This window comes from Microbulbifer sp. VAAF005 (genome assembly GCF_030012985.1).
Taxonomy (GTDB): Bacteria; Pseudomonadota; Gammaproteobacteria; order Pseudomonadales; family Cellvibrionaceae; genus Microbulbifer.
Map to the genome: position 1 here is coordinate 2,032,319 of NZ_CP120233.1, position 25,800 is coordinate 2,058,118.

The window sequence follows — 25,800 nt, forward strand, 5'->3', positions numbered from 1 at the left end:
GGGAATTGTATTTCCCATGAAAATGAATGACATATCCGTTCCGAATCCTAGACAGTTACGGAGGAAACACATCCTGACTTACTGCAGAATACTGAAACTAGCTGATCGAGGGTTATTCCAGTGCCACCACTTCTATTCCTATATCGGTGTAACGCCAACGCAAATTGAATTCACACAATTGCATGCCATAAATGCGCTGAGGATCTGTCTTTTGGTATGCCGGTCTTGGATCCTGGGATAACACCTGTTCAATTAAACGGGGGAGATCGGTACCCCAGTTATCGCGGTAGTCCTTGGCTTTATTCAGAACTGGCTCGGGGATAGCAACGGGAATTTGCACTGGAGCTGCGTCGGCAAGTTCACTTTGCGCATGCGTTAACGCATCCGCATAGGGAACATAGGGTTTAATATCCAATACCGGCGTACCATCGACCAAATCTGCCCCAGCAACTATCAACTCCACTTTAGGAGAGGTGCGTACTTCCAGAAGTCGAACTACTGACAGCCCGATATTATTGGGGCGAAAAGGCGAGCGAGTGGCGAGGACACCCAGTTTCTTATTGCCGCCCAAACGGGGCGGGCGCACTTTAGCTGACCACTGCCCAGCGGCTTGGTGAAATTGGAACACTACCCAGATATGGCTATTTTGCTCCAGACCGGCAACTGCATCTGGCGTATCCAGGGGAGGTAACAACGCAATACTGGCGCGACTGGCATCCGCCAATAGTGGCTGGCGGGGCACTCCAAACTTTTCTCCAAAGCAGGAATGCACCCGCGCAATAGGCTCTACAACCATTTAAAATCCAACACTTTATAAGGAAGCCTCTAAATAACTCCGTAATACCTCTGCGGGTCTTGAAGGCCCGCCCTTCGGGGCTTGCAGAGCGATTCACACTCCGCGTTGCGACTTCTTGAAAGGTCTAGACATTCCTGCGAAGCCGCGCCTTGATTGTGAGCCGCTCTGTAAGCCAGAAACATCACAGAGTTATTCCGAGGCTCCTAAACTACTTATCAATACCGCCGACACACAGATATTTTATTTCCAGGTAATCCTCAATACCGTACTTTGAGCCCTCGCGTCCCTGTCCGGATTCTTTTACACCGCCAAAGGGTGCCATTTCGTTGGAAATAATACCCTCATTGATACCGACCAAACCGTATTCAAGCCCCTCTGCAACACGCCAAATACGACCGATATCCCTGGAGTAAAAATAAGAAGCCAGACCAAATTCCGTATCATTGGCCATTTTAATGACTTCCTCTTCAGAGGAGAATTTATATAGCGGAGCTACCGGACCGAAGATCTCTTCTTTGAACAGGTTCATTTGATCGGTGGCCCCACCCAATACTACGGGAGAATAAAAGCATTCCCCCATAGTACTGGGACCACCAGCAACTAGAGTTTGCGCGCCTTTTTGCAGCGCATCTTCCACCAGAGATTCCGTTTTCTTCACTGCTTTGGTGGTAATCATAGGGCCCATATCGACAGCGCTATCAAAACCACTGCCCATGGAAAGCTGGTTTACCGCGGCGGAAAATTTCTGTGCAAATTCATCATAAACACCTTCTTGCACGAAAATGCGATTGGCGCATACACAGGTTTGACCGGCATTGCGATATTTACAAACAATTGCGCCCTTTACGGCTTCGCCAATGTCAGCATCATCAAAAACAATAAATGGGGCATTACCGCCCAACTCCATAGAGGTTTTTTTCATGGTTGCTGCACACTGGGCTTGCAGCAATTTTCCGACAGCGGTAGAACCGGTAAAAGTAAATTTCCGCACTAAGGGATTGGCCGTCATTTCTGCGCCAATCTCCGGTGCCTTATCCCCTGCGACAATATTAAAAACACCTGGGGGAATTCCCGCTTCCTCAGCGAGAACTGCGAGAGCCAGTGCGGATAGAGGTGTTTCGGAGGCGGGCTTGGCAATAAATGGACAGCCTGCGGCAATAGCGGGAGCCATTTTGCGTGCGATCATAGCGCTGGGAAAATTCCATGGCGTTACAGAACAGGTCACACCAATCGACTGCTTGATAACCAAGAGCCGTTTATCACTGGAAGGCGGGCTAATAACATCCCCGTAGACGCGCTTGGCTTCTTCCGAAAACCATTCGACATAATTAGCACCATACACAATTTCGGTACGGGACTCTGTCAGTGGCTTGCCTTGCTCTGCGGTCAAAATAATGGCTAGATCATCGGCGTTAGCAATTATCAGCTCATACCAGCGCCTGAGTATTTTCGCTCTTTCTTTTACCGGAGTATCGCGCCAGGCAGGCCAGGCTTTATCAGCAGCTTCTATAGCACGGCGAGTCTCATCTGCCCCCAAGTTGGCGATACTGGCAACCGCCTTGCCAGTTGCCGGGTCCAACACATCGAAGGTATCGCCAGAATCAGCGTCAATCCACTGGCCATTGATATAGGACTGGTTGCGCAGCAATGCAGGATTCTTCAGCTTCAACATCGTATTCTCCTTGTGGTTTCTTCCCTGGCCCCGTCAAAAACGGGATCACTGGTACGATAGAAATCCCACAATGCCATTCCACTGTGGGTTAAGGCTGTAGAAGCTGGAGTGGTGCGCAAACCGGCAGTATCCCTTGCCGGCTTACAGGTAACCTAAGTTACCGCCTCTTATTTTTTCTTCTTTTTAACAAACTTCATCAGGCGGCGTTTCTTGGCCTTCTGGCGGTCACTCAGCTTGTTCTTTTTGTCCGCGTAGGGGTTAGCGCTGGTGCGGAACTCAATTTTTACCGGAGTACCGTGCAAATCCAGAGCCTTGCGGAAAGTCTTCTCCAGGTAACGCACATAATGTGCCGGTACCTGCTCAGTCTGGTTACCGTGGATCACAATAACCGGCGGATTTTGTCCACCGGCGTGAGCGTAGCGCAATTTGATACGATGTCCGTGCACCAAAGGTGGTTGGTGCTCACTTACCGCCCACTCCAGAATACGAGTGAGGTGATTAGTGGACAGTTTGTCTGTAGCGCTCTGGTAAGCACCCTCAATGGACTCGTACAGATGCCCAACACCGGTGCCATGCAGTGCAGAAATAAAGTGCACATCAGCAAAGTCCACAAAGCGCAGGCGGCGCTCCAACTCGGCTTTCACATAGTCGCGATGATCCGCTTCCAGCCCATCCCACTTGTTCAGAGCAACTACCAGCGCGCGTCCCGCCTGTACTACGCTGCCCATCAGGTGCATATCCTGGTCCACCAGGCCTTCGCGGGCATCGATCACCAGCACCACCACGTTGGCATCTTCCACCGCCTGCAAGGTTTTGACGATAGAGAACTTCTCCACCGATTCCTTGATATTTTTCCGGCGGCGAATACCCGCAGTATCGATCAGGGTGTAAGGCTTTTCGTCGCGTTCATAATTGATATAGACGCTATCGCGGGTTGTGCCGGGCTGATCGTAGACAACAACCCGGTCCTCACCCAAGAGGCGGTTAACCAGGGTGGATTTACCCACATTGGGGCGGCCCACAATGGCAATCTTGATTCCGGTCGCTTCTTCGGCTTCCTCTTCAACCTCCTGCTCGGGCAGGTCCTCGATAACCCGCTGCATCAGGGAGCGAACACCGCGCCCGTGGGTAGCAGTCGTCGGGAAAAGCTCACCAATACCCAACTCATAGAAAGGTGCCAGGGCAATATCCGGGTTTACCCCATCAACTTTGTTGGCCACCAGGAAAGTGGGCTTGGAGCGGGTGCGCAAGCGTTCGGCAATCATCTCGTCGGCTGGGGTCAGGCCAGCGCGGCTGTCCACCAAAAAGAGTACGAAGTCTGCTTCTTCGATGGCCTGCATAGATTGTTCGGCCATAGCCGCATCGATGCCTTCTTCGCCACCGGAAATACCACCGGTATCGACCAGTAACAGCTTGCGCCCGTCGATCTCCGCCTCACCGTACTTGCGATCGCGGGTAAGCCCGGCGTAGTTGGCCACCAAAGCGTCGCGAGACTTGGTCAACCGGTTAAAAAGTGTGGATTTGCCCACATTGGGGCGCCCGACCAGGGCAATTACTGGCAGCATACAAATTCTGGTTTTAGCCGTATAAAAAAATACAAAAGCCCGCGCGAGGCGGGCGATTTCAACTTGCCTGCACAGCAGGCTCCATTTGCGGGCTCTAAGCCCTAAGGCGGACAGCCTGTCCGCCTCTCGTCAGTTGGCTGCGATTATCAGGAATCAGCGAGGCGCAGAGCTGATAACTTGCCGTCATCCGACAGCACAAATATCAGATCGCCATCAACCAGAATGGGGATGCGAATCGCATCACCGTCCACCTGCTCGCGGCCAATAAATTGTCCGGAATTAGGGTCCAGCACATGCAGGTAGCCTTCCAGATCTCCCACAACGACCACGTCCTGGAAGAAAGCCGGTCCGCTCAATTCGCGGCGCAATAGTTCGTTATTACTCCACTCGATCTGGCCGCTGCCCACATTGTAGGCATAGACGCTACCGGAGGCATCACTGAGGTAGACATGGCCACCACCTACTGCCACTTCGTGGTGGGTAGAGGCATCGCGAGCCCAGAGGCCGCGGCCATTATCTTTGGACAGGGCGACAACACGGCCCTGGTAGCTGGCGGCAAACACCAAATCACCGCGCACTACTGGAGCACCGTCGATATCAACTACCCGCTCCAGCTCCGCAGAGCCCTGGGGAATAGCGACTCGCTGTTCCCAGCGCTGAATGCCATCGCGGGCGTCCAGGGCCAGCAGCTTGCCGTTATCCAGGCCGGCAATCACCATACCACCGCTAATAACAGGTGCTGCAGTACCGCGCAGGGTCAGTACTGGCAAATTGGTATTGTGGCTCCACAACTCTTCACCGCTGGTAGCGTCGAGGCCAACCAGCTTGCCATCTACGGTCTGCAGGACAACCACGCCAGCACCGATCGCTGGAGCGGCAACTACTTCGCCGGAGACTTGGTAATTCCATAGCTCAGCGCCGTTTTCGAGATCCAGAGCCACAGCGCGGCCGCGGTAGTCGGAGACTACCGCCATGCCCAGGCCAGTGCCCACACCACCGCTCAGATCTACATCCAGATCTGTCTCCCAGAGCTTGCGCCCGGAGCTGCGATCAAAAGCACTGATTTCACCATCGCTGCTGGCAGCTATCAGGCGACCATCGATAAGGCTCGGCTGCAGCATCGCGTAACGCTTTTGGTCAATACCGCCAATATCGGCAGACCACACCTCTTGCAGGGCAACAGTGGAGTTAATATCCACCAGTTCGACGGGGTCGACATCTTCCTTCTCGTCATTAGAGGCACAGGCAGCCAGGGCCACCGCTAGCGCCACCGCTGCAGTGCGACCCGCAGCGCGATTCAGAAATCCCATTACTCGTCTCCCTCAGATACAGGCTCGGTTTGGTTCTGAGCGTCACTGCTCTCGGTTACCGCCAGGCTTTCAGCCTTCAGGCGCAGAAGTTGGGTGTTGCCCGCTTGCTCTGGCAGAAGCTCTGTCAGTGCTTGCTCGTACGCGGCACGCGCACCGGCGATGTCACCCTTTTGCTTCAGGATATCACCACGAGTCTCAGAATAAAGGGCCGCGAATGCCGGGGGTATGGTGCCCTCGAGCAATTTCAGGCCTTCATCGGACTCACCACGGGCCGCCAAAACAGCGGCCAGGCGGCGTTTAGCGAGCAACTCCAGGCTTGCTTCACTGGTGTTGTCGAGTACCCACTGCAGCTGCTGCTCGGCAGCTTCCAGGTCATTGCTCTCCGCTGAAATAGCCGCGAGACGCAGTGCAGCCTGGCTGGCGTAGATACGCTTGGCAAAATCATCTTTCAGCTGCTCGGCCACATTCTTGGCAGTGGTAAGCTGCTTGTTATCCGGTTGATTGTTGTTGGCGGAGACCGCTTCAACGAAAGTCTGGTACAAGTCAGAGGCCGCTTCAGCCTTGGTGCGCTGATCTCCCTGCCACCACTGATAACCGAAGTAACCGGCCAGGGCCAGCACAATGCCAGTCACAATTCCCTTGCCATTTTCCGCCCACCAGCGCTTCAGCGTTTCTATTTGTTCTTGTTCGGTAAGATGCTCAGCCATTGGGTAATTTGCCTTTCCTGTAGATTACTAACTTTCCCGGCGGGGGCCTCCGCCTCCCTCAGTGTTTCTTTCAGCCTTGCAGCAGTGCTGCCAGCTCTTTCGGTGCCAGCGTTTGCTGCGGTTGGTCAGCGCGAAGGTACTTCACAGTTATCTGACCACTTGCAGCCTCATCTTCGCCGATAATCAGCGCATAATCGGCGCCGCTCTTATCAGCTTTCTTCATCTGGCTTTTAAAGCTTCCTCCACCACAGTGCAACTGCAGTCGCAACCAGGGCAGCTCGTCGCGCAATTGCTCGGCGGCTGTCATGGCAGCTGATTGTACATCACCAACGGCAACCAGGTAGGCATCTACCTGTTGCGAAAGGGACTCAGGCAACACTTCTAGGGTTTCCAGCATCAATACAAGACGCTCAACACCCAGGCCAAAACCCACTCCCGGAGTGGCTTTGCCACCCATCTGTTCTACCAGGCCGTCATAGCGGCCACCGGCACACACAGTGCCCTGGGCACCGAGGCTGTCGGTCACCCACTCAAATACGGTTTTTCCGTAGTAGTCGAGACCGCGCACCAACTTGGGATTGATCTCATACTTAACGCCTGCCCCGTCCAAAAGTGCCTTTAACTGACTAAAGTGGGCGGCGGATTCCTCATCAAGGAAGTCCAGTAGACAGGGCGCATCCGCCAGCAGTTCCTGAGTTTGCGCATTTTTGCTGTCGAGAATTCGCAGCGGATTGCGCTCCAGACGGCGCTGGCTGTCCTCATCCAGCTGGTCACGACGCTCACTTAAATAAGTGACCAGCGCATCCCGATAAGCAGCGCGGCTCTCAGCGTTACCCAGGGAATTGAGCTGCAGGGTCACATGCTCGCTGATACCCAGCTGACGCCACAGTCGCGCAGTCATGATCAGGATTTCTGCATCGATATCCGGCCCTTGAATGCCAAACACCTCGACACCAAACTGGTGGAACTGACGCAGGCGCCCCTTCTGTGGGCGCTCATAGCGGAACATAGGGCCGAAATACCACAGGCGCTGTGGCTGGTTCAGCAAGTTGCTCTGGATCGCTGCACGCACAGTGCCCGCTGTGCCCTCAGGGCGCAGGGTAACGCTGTCACCGCTCTTGTCATCAAAGGTGTACATTTCCTTCTCGACAATATCGGTAGCCTCGCCCACCGCACGGCAAAATAACTGGGTCGACTCCAGGTAGGGAGTGCGAATTTCGGTGTAGCCGTAGCGACTAGTAAGTTCACTCAGTGTGGCTTCCACGTACTGCCATACCGGGGACTGTTCCGGTAGCAGATCGTTCATGCCGCGAATTGCGCGAAGCTGTTTCAACGCTGTTCCTTAATTTTTCACTCAATTAATTGGGGCTTGCGCAGGGAGCTGTTGCCCTCTACGCCTTGGCGATGATATCCGCTTCGCGCTCGGCCTTGGCGGCCGCCTTCTCGCGAATCAAACGCTCTAAATCATCCACCAGATTTTCATTCTTAAACTTGCGGTCTGGCTGCCCATCCACATAGATGGCATGGCTCGGGGTACCACCAGTCAGGCCTACATCGGCTTCTTTCGCTTCGCCGGGGCCGTTGACGATACAGCCAATTACTGCCACATCCAGCGGTGTGGTCACATCTTCCAGGCGCGTCTCCAGCTCATTCATGGTTTTCACCACATCGAAGTTCTGGCGCGAGCAGCTGGGGCAGGCAATAAAGTTAATACCTTTACTGCGCAGACGCAGGCTTTTGAGCAGATCCCAGCCCACTTTGACCTCTTCCACCGGGTCTGCAGCCAGGGAAACCCGCAGGGTGTCACCGATACCGTCGAGCAGAAGGGCACCGAGACCAATCGCCGACTTCACTGTGCCGGCACGTAAGCCACCAGCTTCGGTAATACCCAAGTGCAGCGGTTGCTCAATCTGCTGGGCCAGCTTGCGATAGGCAGCCGTGGCCATAAAGATATCGGATGCTTTTACACTGACTTTGAAGTCCTGGAAGTCCAGGCTGTCGAGGATCGATACATGGCGCAGCGCCGACTCTACCAGAGCATCCGGCGTGGGCTCGCCATACTTTTTCTGCAGGTCTTTTTCCAGGGAGCCCGCATTGACACCAATACGAATCGGGATATTCAGATCGCGAGCTTTATCCACTACGGCCCGAATACGCTTCTCTCGGCCAATATTGCCGGGGTTAATACGCAGGCAATCCACCCCCAGGTCTGCGACCCGCAGGGCGATACGGTAATCGAAGTGAATGTCTGCGACCAACGGGACATTCACCTGTTTTTTAATTTCTCCAAACGCCTCTGCGGCATCCATGCTGGGCACAGAAACCCGCACTATATCGGCTCCAGCCTGTTCCAGGCGCTGGATCTGGCCAACAGTAGCTGCTACATCGCAGGTTTCGGTGTTGGTCATACTTTGCACCGAGATCGGGGCATCCCCTCCGACCGGTACATCACCCACCATGATCTGGCGCGACTTGCGGCGGACAATGGGAGATTCAAATTGCATAGGCTGACCTGGTGGTATTACTGATAAAAATCGAGGGGAGATTATAGAGAGATTGGGCGCAAACCTACAGGGTTCGCGCCCAAACGGGGAAGATCATCTTAATCGCCGACAATCAAGCGGCGGGTGCGGCGGTCGCCAATAGGCTGGCTGTCGATAGTTTCATCGCGGTAAACCACATGGGTTGCACGGGCATTTCCCAACATCAGCTCAAATGGAGCGTCTCCATCTAACGATTTAGCACTGCCAGCAGCTTGGACCCCGGCCAGTAAAATCACACCTTGTGCGTCTTTCACCTCAACCCAGGCATCTTCATCAAAGCGAAGCCGCAATGCGCCTTTCAGGGCCTGGTCCAACTGGGCTACTTGGGTGGGTACAGGCTCAGTCACTGTTGCTACAGAAGAAGTGGGTTGAACTTCCACCAAATCAACGCTGGCAACCTCAGGTCGGATATTCACAGAATCATTGGCTGCGGACTCTGAGCCAAGGTTTCCAGCTGCTACCGTCATCTCTTGCTGCTGGATTTCAACTTGCTCACCATTAGCGACTGAATTATCTATAACTGCATTGGCAACCGGGGACTCAGCTACTTGCTCAGCACCATCTTCGCCAAGGGGCATACCGGGAATATTGACCGGGGTACCGTATTTCCACCAAAAGACACCAGCGGCAAGCAGCAGAGGTATTAGAGCCAAAGCCCCATGCCCTCTTCTGCGTTCGGGCCTGAATGCTTCAGCCTTGGTGATTCGCCGGGATTCGCTACGCTGTTCCGGCTGTGGCCGGTCTCTATCATAGGCTTCCAAAACAGGTTCAACGGGAATACTCAATTCACGGCAAATATTGCGAATATAGCCTCGTGCATAGACAGCTTCCGGCTGCCGCACGTAATTGTCACTTTCCAGCCACTCAACAGTGTTGTCGATAATACAGAGGCGCTGCGACAGCTCCGCACGGGAGAGCCCCGCCGCTTCTCTAGCCGCCAGCAAGAGACGGCCGGCAGAGTCTTTAGAAGTTTGCGTACTGGATACGAGTTCACCACCATCGCAGTGCTCGGGACTACTATCCGTCATTACCACTCAACTCCTGATATTTCAGTGTCTCCGCAGAGTACGGGTACAAATTTTTCAAAGCAAGGGCGTAACTGCGCTCCTTGTCACGATTGCCAAATACTTTTTCTATTCGAATTCCAAGCCATAGTGACTGTGGAGTCTGGCGGTTTTTTTCACTAAACTGATCCAGGTAAACTTTGGATTTAGCATAATCACCGGCATCGAATTTCAGTTCGGCCATTTCAATCAGAGCCAATGGCAAATCGGGGTTCAACGCCAACGCCCTGGCATAAGCCCCTTCCGCCTTGTCTTCAAGTCCAAGACGTGCAGCCGTGCGACCATAGTTGACCAAGGCAAAAGAGCGGCGGTTGTAAGTGAGATCGGTGGAGGCATGCTCAAACTGCTTGAGGGCTTCTTTATAGCGCTCTTGCTTATAGAGAAAAACGCCATAGTTGGTATGAGCCATGGAAAACCCATCGCTATAGCGTAGAGCTTTCTTGAAATGAGACTCGGCAATATCCAACTCACCATCCACTTGATAGAGCAACGCCAGGCCATGATGTGCCAATGGATTCTTTTTACCCAATTCCAAAGCACGGTTTAAATGGCGACGGGACTGCTCTCTGTTATCAGGATCTCTCAAGTAGCGAAGCCCCAACTGGACATGGGTTTCCAAAGCTTTATCCAGATTAACTGCCTTGCGCTCCGCCCCTCCAGAGGTTACACAGCCTCCCAAAAGGGTACCGAGTAGCACTAGGAGCGGCAGGCTCTTAAATTTCGCGGACACTACACCACCTGTATCTTTATTTTTCACTTATAGGCCCAGCGAGATTATGCGGATGACAGTGCTACACCAGTCAATGCCGCCGCCAATCCCTGGACAAAGCAAGCCCGCAAAACAAAGAAAAACCGTCTACAGCCACCAGCATCCTTTGATAGTGATTCGGTTTTTCTGTTAGAAAACTGTTTCCGCCTCAACTGGCGCTTCCCAAGCCCCTATACTGCCGGAAAGCCTTACCAGTTGCAGCCCTAAAACCCAATCAATTCCATTTAGTGACGACTTTGTCCAACATTGCCATCACACCAGCCACAGGGGTCTATTCAGTGTTTAGAGTTGGTTACCCTCCTGGTCTTCTGCATCCAACTGCATCCCATCCGGACCACTGTCTCTAGGTGGAATCAGCGATTGAACTGCATTAGAGCCAATATTTGCCGCATCTGGGTCAGTTAGAGCTTCAAGGAATGCCACAAGTAAATCAACCTCATCATCGTCCAAATTAACAGCGCCATCACCATTTTCAGCCAGCAATGCTTCAGTGAGAGCTTGGCCATTAGGCGCAACTTTTGCCGCGCACTCGTCCACTCCTACAAATTGATCCAAATCACACATTTCACTATTGGTGAAGTACTGGGAAACAGAATCGGCACGACCTGTATAATGCTCCACATTTCTCTTCAAACTGCCGAACTGGCCGGCATGTCCCCAGGGGCCAGTAAGCGCTACGTTAAGCAGGGTTGGAGTTCGGAAACTACCACTTCCATTCCCGCCGAGATCAGCTCCGTTGCCACTCTCGTCCTTGCCAACACCAATTTGCGGATAGCTGACTGCTCTCAACCCCTGATTAGAGAAAAAGGCACCTGAGTGGCAATTAGTACACCCTGAATTGCGTGTCATAAAGGTGATAGCCCCACGCTTTTCATCGTTATCAAGGGCTGTTAGATCACCGTCGACATAGTCGAAAAAGGGGTTGTCGATAAAAATTTGTACCGCCTCGTAGGAGGCAATAGCCTGCGCAATCCTGCTAAAATTAATTGCCGAGTCACCGAAAGCTGCGGTAAACATCGCGCCCCAAGAGTCCTGGGTTAATTTTTCAGCAAGAATATCCTCACGGTAATCCGTAAACCCATCATCGCTGGTATCATCGTAACCAAACTGGGTTATATCTCCCATCTCCGCAGCTTCAGTGACCGGAAAATGAGCCTGGGCCATCATAAGTGCCAGAGTGCCGGTGCCCACCGCGTCTTCAGTATTATTCATAACATCCCGGGAGTCTGTTCTAAGTCCTCCATTACCATTTATTGCGACCCGATTATCCCAGAATAAGCCGCTATCCCAGAGCGCCACATTACAGATAGGTTGGGCATTGCGCGGCACAAGTGGAACCTCGTTCTGACCGTCAGAGCGACCCGGACCTAACAAATTAGCATCAATGGGGTCGACACCAACCGGCATCGACAAATTATCACCACCACAGCCCATTGACGGGTGATGACAAGAGGAACATGAAACGTCGTTATCAGCGCTCAGGCTTTTGTTGTGAAATAAACGCATCCCCAACTCCACCATAGCTGGGTCCTGCTCGCTCCTAACCCGAGCTGCAAAGGCACGCATATCCTCCAACTGCTCAGCCATGCCAACGTCATCCAGCACCGCCTGTAAACAGCTGTCCAGACTGCCAGCAGCAATATCTACCGCTGAGCGTGCATTTTGACATTCATCAAAATCAGATACCCGGTTATCTGCACCATCGGCATCGGAGCCATTATTTAGGCCCGCATTCGAGTTATTAACTAATGTTCTAGCAGTAACACTGGAAGTTTCATCGCCGTTATCAATATCACCAGTAGTGACCCAGTATGTGTACTCAGTATCTACCGAAAGGCCTTCATCGACATAGTATCCTTCGGTGGTCTCCGCAATTCTTTCACTGCCACGATAAACCGCATAGGTATCTCCAGTACTCTCCCAGGATAGGCCGATACTGGTGCCTGAAAATGCATTGCCAATCAATTCTGCAGGGATGATTCCCTGCCCTGAGCCTGTACCAGTATCATCACCTGTACCAGAATCATCATCGCTTCCCGTGTCGCCAGTCTCCGTTGATGAATCACTATCGCTGTTGGAGGAACCACCGCCTCCACAGCCGGTCATCACAAGAATTAAAGATAGAAATAACGACTTTATCAGCGCCGTTTGCTGTTGAGTTAATTTATTATTAACAGAGTTCATAGTTCTTGACCTGCCCGTCAATGACCTTTTCTTGTTCCGAGTTCTTGACAGCAAATACAGATCTAAGTGCCAGTACTGACACCAAAGGGTAAGGAAACACTTGCTGTAAAACTAAAAATAAAACGGTGAATTAAAACTCACTCAAATTAAAGCGAAGGAAATTTCGGCCTTACTATAGATAAGGGCCAAATACCCAGGAAGCCCCTGAACAGCTCCGTAATATCTCTGCAGATCCTGGGAACTACAGATTTTGAGCGCAGCTCGCCACGAATGGCCTTATTGCAAGTGCTGCAACACAGCCAAGGCCCGCCCTACTGGCTTTCAGGGGCTCCTTGGATCTACTCTAACCATCAAACGCAGAAATAACTGCTAAGAAAGTCGCAGTAATCTATTACACCTGTTCTCATTGCGTGAAAATTAAAGAAACTAGTCACCAAAGTGGAATTTAATGAAATCGAAAAATTTAATTCCTTGGTATTAACGGGTGGTGGTCCTGCTTAAATATTTTGATTGGCTTTAACCTAAAGATGAAAAAGCAAAAAGCATTTGAAGCAACCCAGTTCTTATTCAAACTATTACATATAAACAAAAAATGGCCTGTAAGGACTGACAGCTTGAATAACGGAAGCAAGGAAGAAATGTATAAGAACCCAGAACAGAGTAGAGAAGTAATTAATAGGGCTTTATGAGTACAAACCAAAAACTTGGGAAGGGGGATAGATAGAAAATCGATCCCCGAATAAAAGGTTCGAATATGAAAACATTTCTTCGGAGAACGGCGCCTCGGTGATAGTCGGCTATAAAATGAGGCGCCAAAATTTATTACAGGGAGTGCTTAGAGTTCATTGCCGTCCTCATCCCAAGCGTCCAACTGCATCCCATCAGGACCACCATCACGAGGTGGGATTAGGGACTGGGTTGCGCTTGAATTCACATTCTCTGCATCCGGATCGGTAAGTGCTTCAAGAAATGCTGCAATAAACCCCACTTCATCGTCATCTATGGGGAGCGCTGCATCACCATCTATCTCCAGAATAGCCTCCGTCAGTTCCAGGCCGTCTGGCGCAACTTTCTCCGCACAATCTTCAAGCTCGGCAAACTGATCCAGATCGCACATTTCGCTATCGGCGAAATACCGAGATACCGAATCCGCTTGACCAGCGTAGTGCTCGATATTTCTCTCTAAAGTACCGAACTGCCCCGCATGGCCCCAGGGACCAGTAATTCCCGCATTGAGCAGTGTTGGAACACGGAAGCCACCCAGTACGGCCCCGCCCCAATCCGCGCCATCATCCTCTTTACCAATACCAATTTGTGGATAGTTAACGACTCTCAACCCCTGATTGGTAAAGAAGGCACCCGTGTGGCAAGCAGTACAACCAGAACCTGGCGTAAAATAAGTAATAGCTCCACGCTTCGCATCGTTATCAATTGCAGTCAGGTCACCATCGACATAATCAAAGAAGGGGTTATCGATAAAGATATAGACCCCTTCATAGGCAGCGATTGCCTCTGCGATCCTGCTGAAATCAATTTCAGAATCGCCATAAGCAGCAGTAAATAAAGCTCCCCAGGAGTCTTGATTGAGCTTTGGTATGAGATACTCTTCACGGTAATCTGTGAGATCATCGTCGCTACTTTCATCATAGCCAAATTCAGAAATATCCCCCATCTCAGCGGCATCAGTTACTGGAAAGTGTGCTTGGGCCATCATCAGTGCCAAGGTGCCAGTACCAACCGCCGCTTCGGTATTATTAGTTACATCCCTGGAATCCGTTTTAAGGCTACCATCATCGGTAAACAGGACCCGGTTATCCCAAAACAATCCGTTATCCCAGAGCGCCACATTACAAATAGGCTGGGCATTACGTGCTACCAACGGCACTTCATTTTCACCATCGGAGCGCCCAGGGCCAAGCAAATCGGGATCAACGGCATTAACCCCAACAGACATAGAGAGGTCATCACCAGCACAGCCTATTGTCGGGTGGTGGCAAGAAGAGCAGGCTGTATCGCCGTTAGCACTTAGACTTTTACTGTGGAACAGGCGCATGCCCAACTCAACCATCGCAGGGTCTTGCTCACTTCTAACTCGTGCAGCAAAGGCGCGCATATCTTCGAGCTGCTCTGCCATGCCTACCTCATCCAGTACAGCTTGCAAGCAACTATCGAGGCTGTCATCGTCCACATCGATCGCTGAACGCTCATTTTGGCATTCATCAAAATCAACTATTCGCTTATCAATAGCCTCTGCATCCGTACCATTACTGAAACCATCATTAGTGTTATTAACCAGCGTCTTTGCAGTAACGCTACCTGATTCACTGTCAAAGCCTCCGACACCAACCCAATAGCTATATTCGGTATTGACTGAAAGACTTTCATCCACGAAATAGTTATCAGTGGTTTCTGCAACCAATTCACCATCTCGATAAATGGAGTAAGTCTCTTCAGAGTCTTCCCAGGAAAGCCCTATGCTGGTACCTGAGTAGGCGTTCGCGATCAACTCAGAAACCACGATCCCCTGCTCTGAGTCCGAGCTAGTATCATCATCCGAATCAGAACTACCTTCCGAGCTACCATCACTTTCAGTGGTCTCTGTAGATGAGTCGTCATCGCTACTGGAGGAACCGCCCCCGCCACAGCCCACCATAAAAAGAAATATAGAGATGACCAACAGCTTCATTAGTGCCGCTGGCAATCGAGTTAATTGGTTTTTTTCAACGTTCATAATAATTGAACAGTCCCGTCGATGATTTTTCTTAATCTTGGCCAGGGTGATAAATAAAGTGCCGCGTGCTCCAGTCTCCCATGTACATGGAAAAACACCTTAATAAATTGTTATTCCTGAACCCAAGCCCACTGCAACTACTCCAGATCAAACGAAAAATGACTGGGCAGTACGCTCTAACGGCATGTTGTTTTGATAAACAGTGGAAATTACAAGCGCGGCCACTCTATAGTTTCAGTGCCACAATATCTGTTGAAGGTGTCGCACCAGTGGATATCCACTGTACTTACGGTTGAATTATTACAGGCAAACTGCAGATTAAAAAAATATGATCGTTCTAACTTAGCGATATACATATATTTAACACTCCCTTCCCGGGTAAATTTTCCTCGAGCGTTAAACGTTTGATAAAGCAATTTCGTTGACACGAAAAATAGAATAGAAAGGAAATTTCAGGCTGAACAAAGTTTTTTTGAGAAGGGGAAAATCGAAGCCAATAGGCTGCCAACAATTTGGCAACCTATACAAAAAATTACCAGCGACTAGTTAACAATACGAACGGGGCGCTCTGCGTTGCGGTAGCGCTCGGAGCGGCGGGTGCGGTCGTTAACACTGCCGGCCAACTGGCCACAGGCCGCATCAATATCATCGCCGCGTGTAGTGCGCACAGTTACGGTATAACCTTTGTCGAGCAAAATCTGCTGGAAGCGACGCAGTGCGTTATTACTCACTCGCTGGTAGTCGGACAACTCAAACGGGTTAAAGGGAATCAGGTTAATTTTCACCGGAATCTCTTTAAGCAGCTCTGCCAATTGCTCAGCGTGCTCCGGGCGGTCGTTAACCTCGCGCATCAGCGTGTATTCAATAGTCATTTTACGGTGCGTATCCGGCATGCGGTCGATGTAGCGCTTGGCGGAATCCAGTAGCACCGCAATAGGGTATTTTTTATTGATCGGCACCAACTCGTTGCGCAATTCATCGTTGGGCGCATGCAGGGAAATCGCCAGGCTCACATCGGTCACATCGGCGAGGCGGTCCAGTGCGGGCACTACACCGGAGGTCGACAGGGTGACGCGGCGCTTGGAAATGCCATAGGCGTTGTCTTCCATCATCAGGTTCATGGAATCAACCACATTGTCGAAATTGAGCAGTGGCTCACCCATGCCCATCATCACCACATTGGTGACCTTACGCGGTCCTTTCGGGTCTAATTGACCGAAAGATTTACAGGCAATCCAGACCTGCCCGATAATTTCTGCCGCCGTTAAATCGCGGTTAAAGCCCTGTTTGCCAGTTGCACAAAAACTGCAATCCAGGGAACAGCCCACCTGGGAGGAGACACACAGGGTGCCGCGATCGCCATCGGGGATATAGACAGTCTCGATAGCATTGCCACCGGAGACTTTAATTAACCATTTCCGTGTGCCATCGGCGGAATCCCACTGATTCAATACTTCCGGGGCACGGACTTCGGCCACTTCCGTCAGCTTTTGACGCAGGGCCTTGCTGACATTGGTCATCTCAGCAAAATCATCAACCCCATTCTGGTGAATCCACTTTAAAACCTGAACAGCGCGGAAGCGCTTCTCGCCCAATGATTCAAAAAAGGCGGCCAGCTTTTCTACCGAAAGGCCGAGCAGGTTGGTTTTCTCTGTGGTCATTCATTTCACCTCGGGGAAGAATTGCACCGGTCCGGACAGACCGGTGCGATTTGTGGCGCGGATTAAGCGCGCGCGCAGATTTCGTCGTCGGCGAAGAAGTAGCTTACTTCGCGAGCAGCGGACTCTGCGGAGTCGGAACCGTGTACAGCGTTGGCGTCGATGCTGTCAGCGAAGTCAGCGCGGATGGTGCCAGCAGCAGCTTCTTTAGGGTTGGTAGCACCCATCAGGTCGCGGTTTGCCAGGATAGCGTTCTCGCCTTCCAGAACCTGTACAACAACTGGACCGGAAGTCATGAAGTCAACCAGGTCTTTGAAGAAAGGACGCTCTTTGTGCTCAGCGTAGAAACCTTCAGCTTTTTCGCGGGACAGTTGAACCATCTTCATGGCAACAATGCTCAGGCCAGCTTTCTCAAAACGGCTCTCGATTTCACCGATTACATTCTTGGCTACTGCGTCCGGCTTGATGATAGAAAGGGTACGCTCCAGGGCCATGGTTATCTCCAAATTGATTTTTTGTAACTTAACTTAGGAACCTCTAAACAACTCTGTAAGCCCCGCAGGGCAGGCCTTCACGGCTCGCAGAGGTGTTGCGGGATTGTTGCGGAGTTGTTCAGAGGCCCCCTACATAAAGAAAGAGCAACCTACTCAGTTGCTCTTCCCTGATATTCCTTTCATACCCACCGGGGGTACTCAATTTTTGATCACCGCATTTCGCGGCCGGCGGATTATACGGGGTATTGATCGACTTTTGTACTCTCTTGCCAATACTGCCCCCGAAGGCCGGTTACTCCTGCTCTTCGATCCAGGCAGCCTGGATCGCTTCGAGGATTTTCTCTCCGCAGCGATCGGGATCGTCATCAAATCCGGGCAGCGCCATCACCCAGTTGCGCAGGTCGACAAAGTTGACCGTCAGTGGGTCCACATCCTCGTGAGCTTCGCTCAACTCTATGGCAATATCGTGAATATCAGTCCACTTCATGATTCGGCTTCCTCAGCGTGCAGGTCAGTGCTTTTCCGACACCTGGTTGATGGTGTACTTGGGAATCTCGACCACCAGGTCTTCATCCTCCACAATCGCCTGACAGGACAGGCGAGACTCCGGTTCCAAGCCCCAGGCTTTATCCAGCAGGTCCTCTTCAAGCTCGTCCGGCTCTTCAAGAGAATCGAAGCCCTCGCGCACAATGACGTGGCAGGTGGTACAAGCACAGGCTTTTTCACAGGCGTGCTCAATTTCAATATCGTTGGCCAGGGCCGCGTCGATCACGCTGACACCGCTCTCCGCTTCCACCACTTTGCCCTCAGGGCACATTTCCGGATGGGGTAAAAATACTATCTTCGGCATGGGGTACTGAACCTCTGTGGTCTCAATCCGACGGGGAGAAAGTAACGACTCCCCGGCCGCCGGCAGCGCAGAGTCTGCGCTTGATCATGGTTATTTATCAAATTCATCCAAGCTGTGGCCCTGCATAGCGCGCTTAATGGAGGCATCCATACGCTTGGCAGCAAAAGGCTCAGACAGCTTATTCAAGGCTTCGATACGACGACGAATTTCCTCTGCGTCGCCGCCGTTATGGGCCAGGCGCAGAGCTTCCATCGCGTGCTCAAGCTCGTTTAACTCACCTTCGTCCAGCAGCTGGGCACCGTTCTCACGCAGGGCCACCAACATGCTTTCCAGGGTTCTCTCCGCTTCTACCTGGGCCTCGCGCAGGGCACGCAGGGCGATATCCTCAGCGGCGTGGGTGTAGGATTCCTGCAGCATTCGCGCAATATCCTTGTCCTCCAGCCCATAAGACGGTTTAACCGTAATATCGGCACTGACACCACTGCTTTTTTCCATGGCTGTCACCGACAAAAGACCGTCAGCATCCACCTGGAAAGTCACACGGATATGGGCGGCACCGGCCACCATCGGCGGTATGCCGCGCAATTCAAAGCGCGCCAGTGAGCGACAGTCACTCACCAGCTCCCGCTCGCCCTGCACGACATGGATCGCCATGGCAGTCTGGCCATCTTTAAAAGTGGTGAACTCCTGGGCTTTGGAGACGGGGATGGTCGTGTTGCGATCAATCAGTTTTTCCGCGAGGCCGCCCATGGTTTCAATCCCGAGGGAAAGGGGAATAACATCCAACAGCAGCAGTTCTTCGCTGGACTTATTGCCCACCAGTACATCAGCCTGAATCGCGGCGCCGATTGCTACTACTTGGTCGGGGTCAATTTCCGCATGGGGGGGACGGCCAAAATAACCCTCAACCCGCTCCCGCACGCGCAAAGTACGAGTGGAGCCACCCACCAGAACCACTTCCTGCACCTCATCGGCACTGATACCGGCATCGCGCAGGGCGCGTTTACAGGCGCGTAGGGTTTTGTCGATCAGGGGGTCCAGCAGTGAAGCCATGGTGTCGCGATCGAGCACGCCTGACCAATCGCCGTATTGCACTTCCACCTGCTCGACACTGGACAGGGATTCTTTCGCAGCACAGGCGCTGTCTAACAGGACTCGCTGGGTCGCGGCGTCGAGATCGGTACCCAATCCCACTTGCTCGGCGATCCAGGAAGCGATAGTGCGATCGAAATCGTCGCCACCAAGGGCTGTATCGCCGCCGGTAGACATGACTTCAAACACACCCCGGGACAGGCGCAGAATAGAGATATCGAAGGTGCCGCCACCGAGATCATAGACCGCGATCACACCCTCTTCGCCTTTATCCAGGCCGTAGGCAACAGCCGCTGCTGTGGGCTCGTTGAGCAGGCGCAGGACTTTCAGGCCCGCCAGTTGGGCGGCGTCTTTGGTCGCTTGGCGCTGGGCATCATCGAAGTAGGCCGGCACGGTGATCACCGCACCATCCAGCTCACCGCCCGCTTTGCCATAGAGCGCTTCGCGGCCGCGCGCGGCCAGTTTTTTCAGGATTTCTGCCGATACCTGCACCGGGTTTACCGGTCCGGCTGCAGTTTCAATCGAAGGCATACCGCCACTGCTCTCGGCCAGGCGATAGGGCAGCTGCTCACCAAAACTTTTGATATCCGCAACACCTCGCCCCATCAGGCGCTTGATAGAAATCATGGTGTTGTAGGGGTCTTCTACAGCGCACGCGCGGGCTTCAGCACCCACGGTAATCGCCTCGGCTCCGTAGTGCACCGCTGATGGCAGGATCACTTCACCCTGCTCATCGGCAATGGCCTCTGCCGATCCACTGCGCACGGTCGCTACCAGTGAGTTAGTGGTCCCCAAATCGATACCCACTGCATGCTTGCGCTGGTGGGGAGCTGGGCTCTGGCCCGGTTCAGAAATCTGCAGTAATGCCATTAGTTATCTCTTCTTTAAGCGGGGCGCGGTACCGTCTGGCCCTCTCAGTCAGTGCTCTCGCAACTAGTCGTTGAAAAGGTCTTCTTCCAGCTCGTCAATTTGTTTCTCAAGCTTGGCCAGGAACTGAAGCTTGCGCAGCGAGTCCTCTGCTGCGCCCAGATCGCCCCCGTCATAAGTTTCGGCAAAGCGCTGTTCCTCACTGGAGATCAGCCCCCGCGCCTCAGCACTGAGCTCATCCAGCGCAGCCGCAGGATCGGGCTGCTCGCGCACTTCTTCCAGGCGCTCGCGCAACATCATCTGCTGCATCAGAAATTCAGTATCTTTGGTGGTCTGCTCAGGTGGCACATCTACCCCGGCCAACTTGAGTAGGTAGGCGGCGCGCTGTACCGGGTCGCGCAAAACGGTGTGCGCCTCATTAATCTGAGCCGCCATTTTGATGGCCAACAATTGTTCGCCCTCGGAATGGGAAGCGTATTTATCCGGGTGGAATTCCCGCTGTAACTCCCGGTAGCGGGTCGCCAGGGCACTGCGATCGACCGCGAACGCGGGTTGCAGACCAAAAACTTCGAAATGGTTCAGGTTGGTTGCCATCTGAATATACCTACTGGGGCACAGCCTGGGACGCGGCTGAAGTTGCCGCTTACTGCTGCACGGCCCCCAACTGTCCGAGGAGCCAATAAAAAGGCCGGTATGCGCAGCGCACCCGGCCTTGTGGGGCGAGAGCGAATCAGACGTGGAAACTCTCGCCGCAGCCACACTCATTTTTTACATTGGGATTCGAGAAGGTGAAGCCTTCGTTCAGGCCTTCCTTGACGAAATCCAGCTGGGTGCCGTCGAGGTAAACCAGACTCTTGGGGTCCACCACCAACTTAACGCCGTTTTGCTCAAATACCGTATCTTCGGCTTCGAACGAATCGACAAATTCCAGCACATAGGCGAGACCGGAACAGCCGGCCGTCTTGACACCGACCCGAATGCCGATTCCCTTGCCTCGCTTGGCCAATTGACTTTGAATGTGGGCCTCAGCGGCCTCGGTCATACTAATAGCCAAAATAACACCTTCGCTATGTTTGGACGCTACATTTGGACGAGAAGTTAACCCGCCGCAGATTCCTTGGCTTCTACAGCGTCATCGGACTCACCGCGCTTTTCGCGGATATCGCGAACCGCAGCTTTAATCGCGTCTTCGGCGAGAACCGAGCAGTGGATTTTTACCGGCGGCAGCGCCAGCTCCTCTGCAATGGCAGTGTTCTTGATCTGCTCCGCTTCGTCGATCGTCTTGCCTTTCACCCACTCGGTCAGGAGGGAGCTGGAGGCAATGGCGGAACCACAGCCGTAGGTCTTGAACTTGGCGTCTTCGATAACGCCCTCGTCGCTTACCTGAATCTGTAGGCGCATCACGTCACCACAGGCGGGCGCGCCCACCATACCGGTACCTACATTGTCCGCCTTGTCGTCCATACGTCCAACATTGCGGGGGTGCTCGTAGTGGTCAATTACTTTATCGCTATAGGCCATGACTTTTCTCCTAACTCTTGCGCGCGCTTAGTGAGCGGCCCATTCAATCTTGTTCAGGTCTACGCCGTCTTTGTACATATCCCAAAGCGGTGACAATTCACGTAGTTTCTCCACTGCCTTGCGCACTTCTGCGGCAGCGGTGTCGACATCACTCTCGCTGGTAAAGCGACCAAAGCTGAAGCGCAGTGAGCTGTGCGCCAGTTCGTCGTTAACACCCAGGGCTCGCAGTACGTAACTGGGCTCCAGGCTCGCAGAGGTACAGGCGGAACCGGAGGAGATCGCCAGGTCGCGCAGCGACATGATCAGGCTCTCACCTTCTACAAACGCAAAGCTCACGTTCAGGTTGCCCGGAATTCGTTGCTCGGCGGAACCGTTGATATGGACCTCTTCCATATCCTTGATCTGATCCCAGAAGCGGTCGCGCAGAGAGCGCAGACGCTCGGCTTCCTGAGCCATTTCTTCTTTAGCAATACCAAAGGCTTCGCCCATACCGACAATCTGGTGAGTCGGCAGGGTACCGGAGCGCATACCGCGCTCGTGGCCGCCACCGTGCATCTGGGCTTCCAGACGGACGCGGGGCTTGCGGCGTACGTAAAGGGCACCGATACCTTTGGGGCCGTAAATTTTGTGGCCGGAGAAGGACATCAGGTCAACTTTCATTTCCTGAAGGTCGATCGGCAACTTGCCCGCGCTCTGGGCCGCGTCCACATGGAAAATAACTTTACGCGAGCGACACAGTTCGCCGATCGCAGCGATATCGTTGATCACCCCGATCTCGTTGTTAACGTGCATCAGGCTCACCACAGTGGTGTCCTCGCGCATGGCTTCCTCAACCTGCTCCGGATAGACGATGCCGTCTTCGCGGGGATTCAGGTAGGTCACTTCAAAACCTTCCCGCTCCAGCTGGCGGCAGGTATCCAAAACCGCTTTGTGCTCAATTTTGGAGGTAATGATGTGCTGGCCGCGACTCTGGTAGAAGTGGGCCGCGCCCTTGATACCCAGGTTGTCGGACTCGGTGGCACCGCTGGTCCAGACAATTTCGCGCGGATCGGCGTTGATCAGCTCCGCCACTTGGCGTCGGGCATTCTCCACTGCCTCTTCCGCTTTCCAACCAAACAGGTGGGAGCGGGAGGCCGGATTGCCGAAATTGCCTTCCATCGTCAGCTGCTCTGCCATTTTCTTGGCGACGCGTGGGTCAACCGGACAGGTAGCCGAATAGTCCAGATAGATGGGAAGCTTCATAGTCATACCGTTTCCGCTTAGTAAATCTCTAATATCTGTCTGCTGGCCCGTTTGGGCCCCAATCACAGGCCGCCGAGTACAGCGACCCTCTCTTCCGGCGCCTCGCGCATATCTTGCCGACGCGCAACTTCCTGCACCTCAGCTCGGGAAACCAGGTTGGCCAAGCTGATACTGCTGAGGAAGCTATGAATCTGATCGCTCAAATCTGACCAGAGGTAGTGGGTCAGGCACTGTTCGCCATTGGCGCAATCCGCATTGCCGCCGCAGCTGGTGGCGTCTACAGACTCATTGACTGCATCAATGATTTGCGCCACAAAAATCTCTTCACCATCCCGCGCCAGGCGATAGCCACCGCCGGGTCCACGCACACTGGACACCAGCCCAGAATGCCGCAACCGGGAGAACAACTGCTCCAAGTAGGACAGTGATATACCCTGGCGCTTGGATATGTCTGCCAGACTGATCGGTCCGCGATCAGCGTGCAACGCCAGGTCCAGCATGGCAGTCACCGCGTAGCGGCCTTTGGTTGTCAAACGCATATCAGCTCCCAACTGATGTACAGCCCTTTTCCGATCGGGGCGCGAGTATGGAATAACCCACTACTGTAGTCAAGTATATAACCCAGCGGGACACTCGGGTACTCAACTAGTCGGGTCGTCCTTTACCACCAGAGCGATGAATGTAATTCTGGATTGAGGTCAACATACCGCGCAGGATGCCCAGCTCCATATCGTCGGGGCGCACCCGACTATACAGTCGGCGCAGGCGGGTCATTGTTTGACGGGGGTTATCCGGGTCAATAAAGCCCAGCTCGCCCAGCGCCTGCTGCAGGTGATCGAAGTACAATTCCATATCGCTGGCCTTGGCCGGTGGACGATCCCAATCGGTGTAATTCACGGGCTCACCCTTTTCCGCTTCCAGGGCCGCCATACGCACTTCGTAGGCAAGTACCTGAACAGCAGTCGCCAGGTTCAGGGAGCTGTATTCCGGGTTGGCAGGAATATGCACATGGTAGTTACAGGCCTGTAACTCTTCGTTGGTAAGTCCTCGATCCTCGCGGCCAAACACCAAAGCAACCGGATGAGACGTGGCCTCGGCGACGGTACGCTCTCCACACTGGCGCGGGGTCAGCAGGGGCCAAGGGATTCGGCGCTCGCGAGCGCTGGTGGCCACAACAAGGCCACAATCAGCCACGGCTTCTTCCAGGGTATCCACCACAACGGCACTATCGAGCAGCTCAGCTGCCCCGGCTGCACGCCAAACAGCATTGGCTGCAGGAAATTCCCGAGGCGCTACCAGGTACAGCTGACTCAGGCCCATATTCTTGAGCGCGCGCGCCGCACCACCAATATTTCCGGGGTGTGCGCTGTTAACCAGAACCACGCGCACATTGTCGAGTGCAGCAAGTGGAGTCGTGTCTAAAGGTGACTTGGCCATACTGAAAGTAATAAATCGGTGTCATGGGGGCGCGCGAGTGTAGCAAAAACCAATCGGAATCCCTACAATCGCGTCCGTCGCAGTTAACCTGCGGCCTGCTTTTTAACCCCTTTAACCACTTTGTGCGGAATAGTTATGGAACCCATGCTAAATATTGCCCTGCGCGCGGCGCGTAAGGCAGGAGAACTGATCGAACGGGCCTGGGAGCGCGGCGACCTGATGAAATTCGAAGAAAAGACGCGCAACGATTTCGTTACTGAAGTGGATAAGGCCAGCGAACAGGAGATTATCTATCACCTGCGCAAGGCCTACCCCAAGCACAGCATCCGCGCTGAAGAGAGCGGCCTGCAAGAGGGCGCAGAGCCCGACTACGAGTGGATTATCGACCCCCTCGATGGCACCACCAATTTTATCCACGGCGTCCCACAGTTCGCTGTTTCTATCGCCTGTCGCTATCGCGGCCGCATTGAGCACGCAGTCGTACTGGACCCCATCAAACGCGAAGAATTTACCGCAAGTCGCGGTCGCGGCGCTGCCCTGAATGGCCGCCGTATCCGCGTCTCTTCACGCCAGGGCATGCGCGGCTCTCTGATTGGCACCGGCATTCCCTTCAACGGCCTGCCGCTGGATAACATCGACGCCTACCTGGCCGCCCTAAAAGATATCGCTGGGCAAACTGCGGGAATCCGCCGCCCCGGCGCTGCAGCGCTGGATCTTGCCTATGTTGCTGCCGGGCGATTCGACGGCTTCTGGGAAATGTACCTGAACACCTGGGATATCGCAGCGGGCTCCCTGCTAGTCAAAGAGGCCGGCGGCCTGATCAGCGACTTCCGCGGCGGTGAAGACTACCTGGATTCCGGCCACCTGGTCTGCGCCACTCCAAAAGTATTTAAGCCCCTGGTGAAAATCGTGGGCAAACATATGGGGCACATACGCTAAGAGCCTGAACGGCACTCCGGCAAATAAGATGCCGGGGTGCTGATTCCAAAAGTCCAGTTCACCTCTTCCCCGTCAAACACTCCACCAAAACTCGCGCAAGCTGCGCTCGATCAAAGTTATCTGGCAAAGCGGTTGTCACCCCCGAGGAAGCCTCTCCTCCCATAACCACCAAACAGGTTTTTTGAGTGACTTGACCCTGCTTGAGGATACTTACCAAATCCCCAACTGACATTCCCCGCAAGGCATTGGGAAACAACAGTACATCCGGCGCTTGGGTACGCGCCATAAATATGGCTTCAACAACATCTGCGGCCACAGAAAGCTGTACTTGCGGTGCTCCCTGCAATAGTTTTTCCACC

The 25,800-nt window shown here is 53.3% G+C and carries 24 protein-coding genes; 1 reads left to right on the plus strand and 23 read right to left on the minus strand.

Annotated features, from left to right (window positions below):
- Positions 1-112: 112 nt before the first annotated feature.
- The 22 genes from tsaA to trmJ form a co-directional block, all read right to left on the minus strand.
- Positions 113-796, minus strand: a complete 684-nt coding sequence (gene tsaA, locus P0078_RS08975; RefSeq protein WP_282934064.1) for a tRNA (N6-threonylcarbamoyladenosine(37)-N6)-methyltransferase TrmO — start codon at positions 794-796, stop codon at positions 113-115.
- Between the two features lie 208 nt (positions 797-1,004).
- A complete protein-coding gene (locus P0078_RS08980; RefSeq protein ID WP_282934065.1) occupies positions 1,005-2,468 on the minus strand; it encodes an NAD-dependent succinate-semialdehyde dehydrogenase in 1,464 nt (487 codons plus the stop codon).
- A gap of 167 nt (positions 2,469-2,635) precedes the next feature.
- A complete protein-coding gene (gene der, locus P0078_RS08985) occupies positions 2,636-4,033 on the minus strand; it encodes a ribosome biogenesis GTPase Der (RefSeq protein WP_282934066.1) in 1,398 nt (465 codons plus the stop codon).
- Between the two features lie 146 nt (positions 4,034-4,179).
- Positions 4,180-5,343 (minus strand): outer membrane protein assembly factor BamB, encoded by a 1,164-nt coding sequence (gene bamB / locus P0078_RS08990; RefSeq protein WP_282934067.1) that lies wholly within the window; start codon positions 5,341-5,343, stop codon positions 4,180-4,182.
- A complete protein-coding gene (locus P0078_RS08995; RefSeq protein WP_282934068.1) occupies positions 5,343-6,050 on the minus strand; it encodes a YfgM family protein in 708 nt (235 codons plus the stop codon). Before P0078_RS08995 ends, bamB begins: the two co-directional genes overlap by 1 nt.
- Positions 6,051-6,120: 70 nt before the next feature.
- Positions 6,121-7,383 (minus strand): histidine--tRNA ligase, encoded by a 1,263-nt coding sequence (gene hisS, locus P0078_RS09000; RefSeq protein ID WP_282934069.1) that lies wholly within the window; start codon positions 7,381-7,383, stop codon positions 6,121-6,123.
- A gap of 58 nt (positions 7,384-7,441) precedes the next feature.
- Entirely contained in the window at positions 7,442-8,554 is a 1,113-nt protein-coding gene (gene ispG, locus P0078_RS09005) for a flavodoxin-dependent (E)-4-hydroxy-3-methylbut-2-enyl-diphosphate synthase (RefSeq protein ID WP_282934070.1), read from the minus strand.
- A gap of 98 nt (positions 8,555-8,652) precedes the next feature.
- The gene (locus tag P0078_RS09010; RefSeq protein ID WP_282934071.1) at positions 8,653-9,621 is read right to left on the minus strand and encodes a RodZ domain-containing protein; all 969 of its coding nucleotides are present in this window, start codon (positions 9,619-9,621) and stop codon (positions 8,653-8,655) included.
- Positions 9,611-10,387, minus strand: a complete 777-nt coding sequence (gene pilW / locus P0078_RS09015; RefSeq protein WP_282934072.1) for a type IV pilus biogenesis/stability protein PilW — start codon at positions 10,385-10,387, stop codon at positions 9,611-9,613. The genes P0078_RS09010 and pilW overlap by 11 nt, the downstream gene beginning before the upstream one ends.
- 321 nt (positions 10,388-10,708) lie before the next feature.
- Positions 10,709-12,610, minus strand: a complete 1,902-nt coding sequence (locus tag P0078_RS09020) for a cytochrome-c peroxidase (protein ID WP_282934073.1) — start codon at positions 12,608-12,610, stop codon at positions 10,709-10,711.
- Positions 12,611-13,445: 835 nt separating this feature from the next.
- The gene (locus P0078_RS09025; protein ID WP_282934074.1) at positions 13,446-15,341 is read right to left on the minus strand and encodes a cytochrome-c peroxidase; all 1,896 of its coding nucleotides are present in this window, start codon (positions 15,339-15,341) and stop codon (positions 13,446-13,448) included.
- 542 nt (positions 15,342-15,883) lie between these two features.
- A complete protein-coding gene (gene rlmN, locus P0078_RS09030; RefSeq protein ID WP_282934075.1) occupies positions 15,884-17,002 on the minus strand; it encodes a dual-specificity RNA methyltransferase RlmN in 1,119 nt (372 codons plus the stop codon).
- A gap of 62 nt (positions 17,003-17,064) precedes the next feature.
- The gene (ndk, locus tag P0078_RS09035) at positions 17,065-17,493 is read right to left on the minus strand and encodes a nucleoside-diphosphate kinase (RefSeq protein WP_108731991.1); all 429 of its coding nucleotides are present in this window, start codon (positions 17,491-17,493) and stop codon (positions 17,065-17,067) included.
- Between the two features lie 292 nt (positions 17,494-17,785).
- Positions 17,786-17,980 carry a Fe-S cluster assembly protein IscX gene (gene iscX / locus P0078_RS09040; protein WP_282934076.1) on the minus strand — a complete coding sequence of 65 codons (195 nt, stop codon included), beginning with the start codon at positions 17,978-17,980 and terminating at the stop codon, positions 17,786-17,788.
- A 24-nt stretch (positions 17,981-18,004) separates the two neighbouring features.
- The gene (gene fdx / locus P0078_RS09045) at positions 18,005-18,343 is read right to left on the minus strand and encodes an ISC system 2Fe-2S type ferredoxin (RefSeq protein WP_108731989.1); all 339 of its coding nucleotides are present in this window, start codon (positions 18,341-18,343) and stop codon (positions 18,005-18,007) included.
- A gap of 90 nt (positions 18,344-18,433) precedes the next feature.
- Entirely contained in the window at positions 18,434-20,305 is a 1,872-nt protein-coding gene (gene hscA / locus P0078_RS09050) for a Fe-S protein assembly chaperone HscA (RefSeq protein ID WP_282934077.1), read from the minus strand.
- A 63-nt stretch (positions 20,306-20,368) separates the two neighbouring features.
- Entirely contained in the window at positions 20,369-20,896 is a 528-nt protein-coding gene (hscB, locus tag P0078_RS09055) for a co-chaperone HscB (protein WP_282934078.1), read from the minus strand.
- 136 nt (positions 20,897-21,032) lie between these two features.
- Positions 21,033-21,344: an iron-sulfur cluster assembly protein IscA gene (iscA, locus tag P0078_RS09060; protein ID WP_444895049.1), complete on the minus strand. Its 312-nt coding sequence runs from the start codon at positions 21,342-21,344 to the stop codon at positions 21,033-21,035.
- Between the two features lie 56 nt (positions 21,345-21,400).
- Complete coding sequence (gene iscU, locus P0078_RS09065; protein WP_108731985.1) at positions 21,401-21,823, minus strand: Fe-S cluster assembly scaffold IscU; 423 nt, start codon at positions 21,821-21,823, stop codon at positions 21,401-21,403.
- Between the two features lie 27 nt (positions 21,824-21,850).
- Positions 21,851-23,065, minus strand: a complete 1,215-nt coding sequence (locus tag P0078_RS09070; protein ID WP_282934574.1) for an IscS subfamily cysteine desulfurase — start codon at positions 23,063-23,065, stop codon at positions 21,851-21,853.
- A 62-nt stretch (positions 23,066-23,127) separates the two neighbouring features.
- Complete coding sequence (iscR, locus tag P0078_RS09075) at positions 23,128-23,604, minus strand: Fe-S cluster assembly transcriptional regulator IscR (RefSeq protein ID WP_282934079.1); 477 nt, start codon at positions 23,602-23,604, stop codon at positions 23,128-23,130.
- Between the two features lie 106 nt (positions 23,605-23,710).
- Positions 23,711-24,502 carry a tRNA (cytosine(32)/uridine(32)-2'-O)-methyltransferase TrmJ gene (gene trmJ, locus P0078_RS09080; protein ID WP_282934080.1) on the minus strand — a complete coding sequence of 264 codons (792 nt, stop codon included), beginning with the start codon at positions 24,500-24,502 and terminating at the stop codon, positions 23,711-23,713.
- Between the two features lie 135 nt (positions 24,503-24,637).
- Between trmJ and P0078_RS09085 the strand changes: the two genes are divergently transcribed.
- Entirely contained in the window at positions 24,638-25,441 is an 804-nt protein-coding gene (locus tag P0078_RS09085; RefSeq protein ID WP_282934081.1) for an inositol monophosphatase family protein, read from the plus strand.
- A 58-nt stretch (positions 25,442-25,499) separates the two neighbouring features.
- On the opposite strand, the gene P0078_RS09090 is transcribed toward P0078_RS09085, so the two are convergent.
- On the minus strand, positions 25,500-25,799 hold the full coding sequence (locus P0078_RS09090) for a hypothetical protein (RefSeq protein WP_282934082.1): 300 nt from the start codon (positions 25,797-25,799) through the stop codon (positions 25,500-25,502).
- Position 25,800: the final 1 nt, after the last annotated feature.